This window comes from Acidovorax sp. HMWF029, from assembly GCF_003060895.1.
Classification (GTDB): domain Bacteria; phylum Pseudomonadota; class Gammaproteobacteria; order Burkholderiales; family Burkholderiaceae_C; genus Acidovorax.
This window is the reverse complement of record NZ_QAIH01000170.1, coordinates 1-2773: the sequence shown is the minus strand read 5'-3', so window position 1 is coordinate 2773 and position 2773 is coordinate 1. Positions and strand designations below refer to the sequence as shown.

Genomic DNA, 2773 nt, shown 5'->3' with positions numbered 1-2773 from the left:
GCCCGCTACGCGGTAGGCCTCGTCGTTCAGGCCCTGTTCGGCCAGGCTGGGCACGTTGGGCAGGGTGCCCATGCGGCGTTCACCACTCACGCCAATGGCCTTGAGCTTGCCCGCCTCAATGTGGGGCTTGGCCTGCAGGGCGCTGGCAAACGCGATCTGGATCTGGCCGCCCAGCAGGTCCTGCACCATGGGCGCTTCGCCCCGGTAGGCCACGTGGCTCATGTCGGCGTTCTGCGTGAGGCTCATGTAGGCCCCGGCCAGGTGCGGGTAGGCGCCCGTGCCGTACGAGCCGTAGGCCACCTTGCCCTTGTTGGCGGCCACGTACTTCAGCAGCTCGGGGCCGGTGGCCACGGGCACGCTGGGGTGGGCTACCAGCACCAGGGGGGCGATGGCGATCTGGTAGACGGGCGCAATGTCCTTCTCGGGGCTGTAGGGCAGCTTGGTGTAGAGGAACTGGTTGGTGAGCATGGAGTTGCTCAGGCCCAGCAGCAGCGTGTAGCCGTCGGGCGCCGCCTTGGCCACCGCATCGGTGCCGATGATGCCGGCCGCACCGGGCTTGTTGTCGATGACCATCGGCTGGCCCAGGCCCACGGCCATCTTCTCGGCCAGCACACGCGCCAGCACGTCGGTGGCGCCGCCTGCGGCAAACGGCACCACGATCTTGATGGGCTTGTTGGGGTAGGCCTGCGCGAAGGCCGACGTGCCGGTGAATGCGGCGGCCAGCGCGGCGGCGCCGAGCCAGGTGCGGCGGGACATCAGGGGGTGGAAGGGCATCGGTTTGTCTCCTGTCATGGTTATAAAAACTCACTCAGCGGGCTGCGCCATGCATGGTCGCGGGCCTGGGCCTGGCTGTCACGCCATGGGCTTATGCGTTTTGGGGGCTCCCTGCGGCGGGCGCGTTGACGACGCGCACGGTGAGGGGCAGGGGCGCGAGCACCTCACGCAGACGGGTGGCGAGTGCGTCTGCCTGCGCGCCGGGGGCCACGGTCACACGCACTGCGTTGTCGCCTTCGGGCTGCACTTCGGGGCGGGTCTGGCCTGGGGCTTCGGTGGTGCACACGCCATCGACCAGCGCCTGCACCGTGTGGCAGGCCGCACGCTGGCGCAGCTCGGGCTTGTAGATCTTGCCCACATTGGTCACCGGCATGGTCTCGATCACCTGCACCCAGCGCGGGCGGGCCACTGCCTCGTCCACGCGTTCGGCGGTGAAGGCCAGCAGTTCGGCTTCGGTCACCTGGGGGGCGCCTGGCACCAGCGTGGCGTAGACCACGGGCAGCTCGCCCGCATAGGCATCGGGTGCGCCCACGGCGGCGCACAGCTGCACGGCGGGGTGGGCGCCCAGCGCGTCTTCGATCACCTTGGGGTCGATGTTGTGGCCGCTGCGGATGATGAGGTCTTTGGAGCGGCCGCTCAGGTGCAGGCGGCCCTGGTCGTCCACAAAGCCCAGGTCGCCCGTGGCCAGCCAGCCGTCCGGTGTGAACGCCTTGGCCGTGTCAGCGGCGTCGAGAAAACCGGAGAACAGGTTGGGCGATTGGAAGAGCACCATGCCCGGCTGGCCGGGTGGCATGTCGTCGCCCGATGCATTGCCCTGCGCATCGAGCGCCACCACGCGCAGCTGGGTGTACGGCAGCCGCCAGCCCACGCAGCCTGCGGGCGCGTGCACGCCCGGCGGGGTGATGGTGGAGATGCCCGCCATCTCCGTCATGCCCAGGCTTTCATGGATGTGCAGGCCAAACAGGCGCTCAAACCGCGCCGCCAGCTCGGGCGCCAGGATGGCGGCGCCGGTGCGGCAGTAGCGCAGCGTGGAAATGTCGGCCCCGTCCAGCGGCACATTGGCCAGCGCCGCCAGCACGGTGGGCACTGCCGAGAGGTAGGTGCAGCGGTAGCGCTCCACCAGCCGCCAGTAGTTGGCGATCACCTCGCGGTTGCGGAACAGCCCGGTGGTGGGGATGATGGTCTCCACCCCGGCCGACAGCGCCGCCAGCGAGCCCGGCAGCACCCCCGCCACATGGAACAGCGGGTAGCCGTTGATGCCCACATCCTCGGGCGTGATGCCCTGCATCTGCACGCAGCCCCAGGCCGTGAACACCTGCGCGCCGTGGCTGTGGCGCGCGAGCTTGGGCGCGCCCGTGGTGCCGCCGGTGTGGAAATACGCAGCGATGTCGCTGGCCACGATGCGGCGGCCGCTCACCAGGTGGTCGCCCGGGTGTTGGTGGCGCTCGGCCAGGTCCACCACGCCAGCGGGCAGCGGGGCTGCCGCGCCAGGGGCCTCATCGTGCGGTGCCACGCGCAGCACCGTCTGCAGCGTGGGCACCAGGGCGCGCAGGCGCAGCGCCTTGCTCCAGTAGCCCAGGTCGCCTTCGCCGCCATAGGCTATCAGCACCTTGGCGCGGGCCAGGGTCAGCATGGCCGCGATCTTCTCGTCGGTGAGCATGGGGTTGAGCGGCTGCACGATGCCCGCCGCCTCGCCGCCCCACAGGGCCAGGTGGTATTCCAGGCAGCCGGGCAGCAGCACGGCCACCGCGTCCTCTGGCCCCACGCCCAGCTGGTGCAGCAGGTTGGCCGTCTGGTGGATGCCGGTGAGCAATTGCGCATACGACCAGCGGATGGGCTCGGCGGCAGGGTCGGCGGTGGGCAAAAAGGCGAGCGCCGTCCTGTCGCCAAACGCGCGGGCCGAGTTCACGAATATTTCGTAGGTGCTGTGCACCGGCAGCGCCTCGGCCAGCGGGCGGGCTTCAAGCTGCTGCACATTCTGAAGGCTGCGGATGGGGGC

2 protein-coding genes are annotated in these 2773 nt (G+C 70.0%); both read right to left on the bottom strand.

Annotated elements, in window-relative coordinates; genetic code table 11:
• Positions 1 to 774, bottom strand: a 774-nt coding sequence (locus DBR12_RS11865) for a tripartite tricarboxylate transporter substrate binding protein (RefSeq protein ID WP_233244409.1), incomplete at its 3' end; no start/stop codon positions are given.
• A gap of 91 nt (positions 775 to 865) precedes the next feature.
• A partial coding sequence (locus tag DBR12_RS11860; protein ID WP_108617425.1) for an acyl-CoA synthetase occupies positions 866 to 2773 on the bottom strand: 1908 nt, incomplete at its 5' end.